We start from the raw sequence: 275 nt of genomic DNA, 5'->3' as shown, positions 1-275 counted from the left end.
ATATCTTTTTGTGCAGTTAACTGTGAACCTTGAATATCAACTTTAGCACCTTCTAAATTGATACCGCCATTTGCTGTATCCAACTTAACAAATTGTTCCGATCCATTACCAGTTGTTCCTCCATAGCCTTTTAAAGTTAAAGTGCCAGTTTTAGAAACAAGTTCAATATCACCCACTGCTTTTAAACTATAAACTTTAGGATAAATCGTTAAATTAGAATTGGTCTGGATAGTTAGGTCACCATTCAGGCTGTTTAACTTTGTATCATTCTTGAG

1 protein-coding gene is annotated in these 275 nt (G+C 34.2%); it reads right to left on the bottom strand.

Features of this window, described 5'->3' with window-relative positions; genetic code table 11:
- A partial coding sequence (locus AC3II9_RS21760) for a hypothetical protein (RefSeq protein WP_489158771.1) occupies positions 1–275 on the bottom strand: 275 nt, incomplete at both ends.

It is taken from the genome of Lysinibacillus sp. RU7, from assembly GCF_057837305.1.
Note: the sequence above shows the minus strand (reverse complement) of the source record. Positions and strands in the feature narration are given on the sequence as shown.